Consider the following 5,556-nt stretch of genomic DNA (forward strand, 5'->3'; position numbering starts at 1 on the left):
TCAAAAACAGCCCACTGGTTACCCGTGGCTCCCGTTCCCAAAGTCCAAGGCGATGGATTTGTAGCTACGTCCGGACCGGTCGTATTCTCAAATCCCTCAACCCCTGGGGTCGGAAATTGCGAATATCCCGTGAAATGCACTAACGCAAGCAGGAGTAGTAATGTAATTTTTTTCATAAAAATTAATAATTGATGGGTTTGTTTGTATTTAAGTTGTTAGCTATCAAAAGTAAAAAAAAATCCGAAAGTACATTGATTTAATCCAAAAAAATCTATTTGTTAGGCAGTCCTTGTTAGAAGGAGATTTGCCAAAGTAGAACATTTGTAAGATTAAATAGGTCTAATTACAATTTCAAATCAATTGCTAATGAATGCTTATGGTAATGATTGTAAAAATAGCCTATATGCCTAACATAAAAGTACATAGGCTAACTACAAATGAGTACGACACCTCTTTGAATGAGGATTTAAACTATCGTATTTTTTTTTGGGTTAGAAGCTATTGATTGTTTGACGAATTCGTGTCAACTTACGCATTAAATCTTCAAAATATTCCAAGTGCAACATATTAGCGCCATCGCTTTTAGCATTGGCTGGATCAAAATGGGTTTCTATAAAAATTCCATCCACACCCACTGCAATTCCAGCTTTTGCGATGGTTTCTATCCGATCGGGTCTTCCTCCAGTTACTCCCGACATTTGATTGGGCTGTTGCAGCGAGTGGGTGACGTCTAAAACAGTTGTTGCAAATTCTTTCATGGTAGGAATTCCCCGAAAATCAACAATCAAATCTTGATAGCCAAACATGCTTCCTCGGTCGGTGACCATAATATTTTCATTGTGACAATCCAAAACTTTTTGTACTGCATGTTTCATGCTTTCGGGACTCATAAATTGTCCCTTTTTTAAATTGACTGTTTTTCCTGTTTTGGCTGCGGCGACCACCAAGTCGGTTTGTCGAACCAAAAAAGCAGGGATTTGTAAAACATCTACAAATTGTGATGCTTTATCGGCATCCTCTTCTGTATGAATATCCGTTACCGTTGGAACATGAAATGTTTCGGAAACTTTTCGAAGAATCTTTAACGCTTTTTCATCGCCAATTCCCGTAAAACTATCAATACGAGAGCGATTTGCTTTTTTAAAAGATCCTTTAAAAACAAAGGGGATTTTATAATGATCAGAAATTAAAGAGAGTTTTTCAGCGATACGTAAGGCCATTTCTTCACCTTCAATAGCACAAGGTCCGGCTAAAATAAAAAAGTTACCACTATCCGTATGTTTGATTTGTGGCAGTTGATTTAAATCCATGAAAAATTAGTTTTTTGAAACACAAAGATATAAAATAAAACCCTTTCATTTTTTTGGAATCCTTGGACTTGTTCATGGCGGTAAAAAGTTATTTTTTTATGGTTAGTCCTTTCGGGCATAGAATTTTTCCTTTTTCAAATAAGTTCACATACAATCGAAGGCTAGATGTACCATAGCTAACTTTATAAATCTCTAAAGTGCCAGCTCCTGTACTACTTTTTTTGCTTTCGTAGGGACAACATACTTCAATTTTTTCCCAGATAATAGGTTCGCCATTCGGTCCGGCAAGGGCTTTAAAAAAATAGTCAACATTTCTAGGGTTATTTCGTTCATTATCATATCCTAAATTAATCGGATATTCCATGTTATAGCCATATAAATCATCGGTGGCATACTCTTTTAGGTCAAAATGTCCGTCAATCGTTTGTAGTTTTCTGACCGAATTATCGATGTTTCGTATAACCAACTTTCCGCTTCCACAGCTAGTTTCGAGGATTAATATCAAAAGAGTAGCAATAATTTTTTTCATGGTGTTAAATTGATTTTCAAATTTGTAAATTTCTATGCAATAATCAAACCATGATTTCTATTTTTGTAAAAAATGTAGCATATGGAAATTTTTATGGCAACTTGGCATTGGGCCATTTCTGGTTTTTTAATTGGAATGGTAATGTTGCTTTTAATTTATTTTGGAAAGGGATTTGGCATGTCTTCCAATTTGAGAAGTTTATGCTCCATGACAGGTGTAGGGAAAAAAGTAACTTTTTTTCAATGGGATTGGAAAAGTCAACAATGGAATTTGGTCGTTGTTTTTGGAGCTATGTTTGGAGGATATCTCGCAGTACACTTTTTAAGTGCTCCCGATAATGTAGCGATTCATCCGGATACGATTTTAAAATTACAAAAATTAGGTATTGACGCTCCAAACGGTAAACTGCTCCCTCAAACTTTATTTGATATTTCTGCTTTGAAACAGCCAAAAATCATCGCCTTTCTGTTAGTCGGAGGCTTCCTGATTGGGTTTGGTTCGCGCTATGCTGGAGGTTGTACTTCGGGTCATGCGATTACAGGATTAAGTACTTTTCAGGGGCAATCCTTGAAAGCGGTTATTGGTTTTTTTGTAGGAGGATTATTGATGACCCATTTTATTCTCCCTTTACTTTTTTAGGTTATGAAGTATATCAAATTTTTTATAGTTGGCCTTTTTTTTGGTGTCGTACTCACCAAAGCGGAAGCCGTTTCTTGGTACCGTATCTACGAAATGTTTCAATTTGATTCCTTCCACATGTATGGTATTATCATGGTAGCAATTGCTACAGGTGTGATTGGAGTTCAATGGATTAAAAGAAAAAGAATAACCGATTACCAAGGGCAACCTATTTCCATTCCTGATAAAGAAAAAGGAACATTCCGGTACTGGATCGGCGGATTGCTTTTTGGTTTAGGGTGGGCCATGGTAGGAGCATGTCCAGGGCCAATTTTTATTCTGATGGGTGCAGGTTTTATGGCGGTAGGCGTTCTATTTATTGGGGCTCTTTTAGGAACCTTTATTTATGGTTGCATTAAAGATTATTTACCGCACTAAGTAACAGCAGTTACAATTCAATAATAACGGGTGGACTTTTTTTAATAAAAAAATATGACCACTACTTTATTCTTTAGAACCTCTAATGCGCAGGATGTGATCACTCCATTTCTAAGCAATTGAGTGCAATGGATGCGTTGCAAAATTACATATTCGATATTTAACAAGACACCTTTTCATTCACTTATCAAGTTGAATCGGATTTAGAAACCGTCATAATAGGCTGAAATAAATAGGGTGTCCTGAACTTGGGGAGGCCAATATTGAAGGAGATAAAGCATTTTCCTATGTCAGTTGTGCGTCAGGAAAATTTGTCGTGCTAATTACTGAATTTCAGCGCTTAGACCCGCATCCAATAACGCAGAACAGAGGGGTTTCAATTCATCATAAGCCCCAGTTTTCACCCCGCATTTACCCGTATAATGAACTAAAATAGCGCATTGTTCCGCTTGAATAGGAGTGTGGTCGCAAACGCGAATTAATGTGTCAATAACGTGATCGAAGGTGTTGACATCGTCATTGAACAATATTATTTCATGATGAAAATCTAAATCTTCAGCCAAAACGACTGACTCTTTTACTTTTTCAATCGTACTCATTTTCATTTATTGTTTTTTATAGCGAAGAGACGCCCAATTGTTGCGCTCCCATTTTTTTTCAAAAACCAATCCAAAAGGTTGGCAAGCGGCATCCAAATAGGGGATATCATCCACATAGAAGCCGCTCAGCAACAGGTATCCATTTGTGGCTAAACACCCCGTATAGGTGGCCATATCATTAATCAAAATATTTCGGTTAATGTTGGCGATAATCACATCATAGAATCTTCCAGGCAACAAACTTGCATCCCCTTCTTCTACAGTGATATGGTGGCAATGGTTACGTTCGGCATTTTCGATGGAGTTCAAATAACACCATGCATCAATATCGATGGCATCAATTGGTTGGGCTCCTTTCATCTCAGCCAAAATGGCTAAAATAGCAGTGCCACATCCCATATCTAACGTTTTTTTACCCACCAAATCCATTTCCAGCAATTGTTGAATCATCATGTGTGTCGTTTCATGATGCCCTGTGCCAAAACTCATTTTGGGTTCAATCACAATGTCAAAAGGCGCGTTTGTTTTTTCGTGAAAAGGGGCGCGAACGTAGCACATTCCATCGACATCAATGGGATCAAAATTTTTCTCCCATTCTTCATTCCAATTGACTTGTTCAATGGTCTCAATCGTGTGTGTTATGGTAAATTCCGGAGAGTTAACAATAAATAGATTTTCAACCATTCCTGTCTCGTAAGCCGATTGCTGAATGTATGCTGTTACGCCGTGTTCCTGTTCGACAAAACTTTCAAAGGGCAATTCACCCAACTCGGCAATTAAGATTTCTGTTCCCGGATCTTTGGGTTCCACCGTAAAATGAAATCCTAAATAGACTACTGACATGTGTTTTTATTTTTGGCAAAAGTACGGCAGGAAATGCAATAAAAAAAAACCCGACGAAGTGTCGGGCTAAATTTTATCGGTTGGGATGATTACAAGCTTCTTCAATGCGATGAAATACATCATGTACATTTTGAAACGTACGCATAACTTCAACATCAGGTGCTCTATTGGTAATCAATTCGCTTAATTTCTTGGTTAATTTCTGTAAAACCGCAATGTTTTCAACAGCTTTTGATGTTTTCAAATCGACAGGCATAGTGGCTACATCCAAGGCTTCAGATTTTTGAACCAAAGCATCATGACTGTTTTTGATCGGGGTCAAATTCCCACCTTCCGCGGGATGAAACGTTTTGGATAAAAGTTCATGGTACTCATTAAGAGGCGCCCATTTGGCAGTAGCCGATTGTGCTTGAAGGTTTTGAAAGGCTAAAAAAGCAACGATAGCCACAGCGAATTTTACAAATTTCATAAGTGTATGTTTTGAATAGTAACAGTTTTGTTGAGTCAAATATAAAAAAGTATTTCGATTTGCTTCTACAATTCATACCGAATTTTCAACAGTTCGGTAGGAAGGATTTGAGCAACTCAATGCAAGTGCCCAATTTTGCTTCAGAAAACCTGACTTATGAAAACCATCTGCACTATTTTTTTTAGTCTACTATCATATGTAATGTTCAGCCAACACACCGTAACAGGAATTGTTTTGGATGCCAAAAAAACACCACTCTCAGGCGCCAATGTTTACTTAGAAGGCACCTATGATGGCGGATTGACCGATGCTCAAGGTCAGTTTACTTTTACAACCATAGTTTCGGGACTCCAAAAAATAGTAGTGTCGTTGCTAGGATACGAATCAGTAGAACTTCCGTATCAAGTGGGTGAGGAGCAACCCCTAGAAATTATCCTTAAAGAAAGCGTCAATACACTCGATACGGTTGTTATCACGGCAGGTACTTTTGATGCAGGCGACCGGTCGCGGGTTTCGGTACTCAAACCCTTAGATATTGTCACTACAGCGGGTTCCAACGGAAATATTATCGCGGCGTTGCAAACCTTACCAGGAACCCAAAATGTAGCCGAAGATGGGCGGCTTTTTGTACGGGGAGGTGAGGCCGATGAAACGCAAACGTACATCGATGGCATTCGGGTCGCGCAACCCTATGGCGCTGCAGCCCAAAATGTTCCCACACGAGGACGTTTTTCTCCTTTTTTATTTACA

The 5,556-nt window shown here is 38.4% G+C and carries 8 protein-coding genes; 3 read left to right on the plus strand and 5 right to left on the minus strand.

Annotated elements, in window-relative coordinates; translation table 11 throughout:
- Positions 1 to 491: 491 nt before the first annotated feature.
- Both kdsA and Q0037_RS02675 read right to left on the minus strand, forming a co-directional pair.
- Positions 492 to 1,310 carry a 3-deoxy-8-phosphooctulonate synthase gene (gene kdsA / locus Q0037_RS02670; RefSeq protein WP_297515058.1) on the minus strand — a complete coding sequence of 273 codons (819 nt, stop codon included), beginning with the start codon at positions 1,308 to 1,310 and terminating at the stop codon, positions 492 to 494.
- Positions 1,311 to 1,398: 88 nt separating this feature from the next.
- On the minus strand, positions 1,399 to 1,839 hold the full coding sequence (locus Q0037_RS02675) for a 2-dehydro-3-deoxyphosphooctonate aldolase (protein ID WP_297515060.1): 441 nt from the start codon (positions 1,837 to 1,839) through the stop codon (positions 1,399 to 1,401).
- A gap of 81 nt (positions 1,840 to 1,920) precedes the next feature.
- On the opposite strand from Q0037_RS02675, the gene Q0037_RS02680 reads away from it, so the two are divergent.
- Together Q0037_RS02680 and Q0037_RS02685 are read left to right on the plus strand one after the other, a co-directional pair.
- Positions 1,921 to 2,478 (plus strand): YeeE/YedE thiosulfate transporter family protein, encoded by a 558-nt coding sequence (locus Q0037_RS02680; RefSeq protein ID WP_297515062.1) that lies wholly within the window; start codon positions 1,921 to 1,923, stop codon positions 2,476 to 2,478.
- A gap of 3 nt (positions 2,479 to 2,481) precedes the next feature.
- On the plus strand, positions 2,482 to 2,895 hold the full coding sequence (locus Q0037_RS02685; protein ID WP_297515066.1) for a DUF6691 family protein: 414 nt from the start codon (positions 2,482 to 2,484) through the stop codon (positions 2,893 to 2,895).
- Between the two features lie 323 nt (positions 2,896 to 3,218).
- On the opposite strand, the gene Q0037_RS02690 is transcribed toward Q0037_RS02685, so the two are convergent.
- From Q0037_RS02690 to Q0037_RS02700, 3 genes are all read right to left on the minus strand, one after another.
- Positions 3,219 to 3,494, minus strand: coding sequence for an ATP-dependent Clp protease adaptor ClpS (locus Q0037_RS02690; protein WP_073365358.1), 276 nt, complete (start codon positions 3,492 to 3,494; stop codon positions 3,219 to 3,221).
- A gap of 6 nt (positions 3,495 to 3,500) precedes the next feature.
- Positions 3,501 to 4,337 (minus strand): 50S ribosomal protein L11 methyltransferase, encoded by an 837-nt coding sequence (gene prmA / locus Q0037_RS02695; RefSeq protein WP_297515074.1) that lies wholly within the window; start codon positions 4,335 to 4,337, stop codon positions 3,501 to 3,503.
- A 73-nt stretch (positions 4,338 to 4,410) separates the two neighbouring features.
- Positions 4,411 to 4,806, minus strand: a complete 396-nt coding sequence (locus Q0037_RS02700) for a hypothetical protein (RefSeq protein ID WP_297515077.1) — start codon at positions 4,804 to 4,806, stop codon at positions 4,411 to 4,413.
- Between the two features lie 156 nt (positions 4,807 to 4,962).
- Here Q0037_RS02700 and Q0037_RS02705 point away from each other — a divergent pair.
- Positions 4,963 to 5,556: carboxypeptidase-like regulatory domain-containing protein (locus tag Q0037_RS02705; RefSeq protein WP_297515079.1), on the plus strand; the 594-nt coding region annotated here is incomplete at its 3' end.

Source organism: Flavobacterium sp. (genome assembly GCF_027482425.1).
Lineage (GTDB): Bacteria > Bacteroidota > Bacteroidia > Flavobacteriales > Flavobacteriaceae > Flavobacterium.

Excerpts from the sequence above, each read along its gene's own strand:
- kdsA (WP_297515058.1), bottom strand. The coding sequence starts at position 1,310 with ATGGATTTAAATCAACTGCCACAAATCAAACATACGGATAGTGGTAAC.
- Q0037_RS02675 (WP_297515060.1), bottom strand. The coding sequence starts at position 1,839 with ATGAAAAAAATTATTGCTACTCTTTTGATATTAATCCTCGAAACTAGC.
- Q0037_RS02680 (WP_297515062.1), top strand. The coding sequence starts at position 1,921 with ATGGAAATTTTTATGGCAACTTGGCATTGGGCCATTTCTGGTTTTTTA.
- Q0037_RS02685 (WP_297515066.1), top strand. The coding sequence starts at position 2,482 with ATGAAGTATATCAAATTTTTTATAGTTGGCCTTTTTTTTGGTGTCGTA.
- Q0037_RS02690 (WP_073365358.1), bottom strand. The coding sequence starts at position 3,494 with ATGAGTACGATTGAAAAAGTAAAAGAGTCAGTCGTTTTGGCTGAAGAT.
- prmA (WP_297515074.1), bottom strand. The coding sequence starts at position 4,337 with ATGTCAGTAGTCTATTTAGGATTTCATTTTACGGTGGAACCCAAAGAT.
- Q0037_RS02700 (WP_297515077.1), bottom strand. The coding sequence starts at position 4,806 with ATGAAATTTGTAAAATTCGCTGTGGCTATCGTTGCTTTTTTAGCCTTT.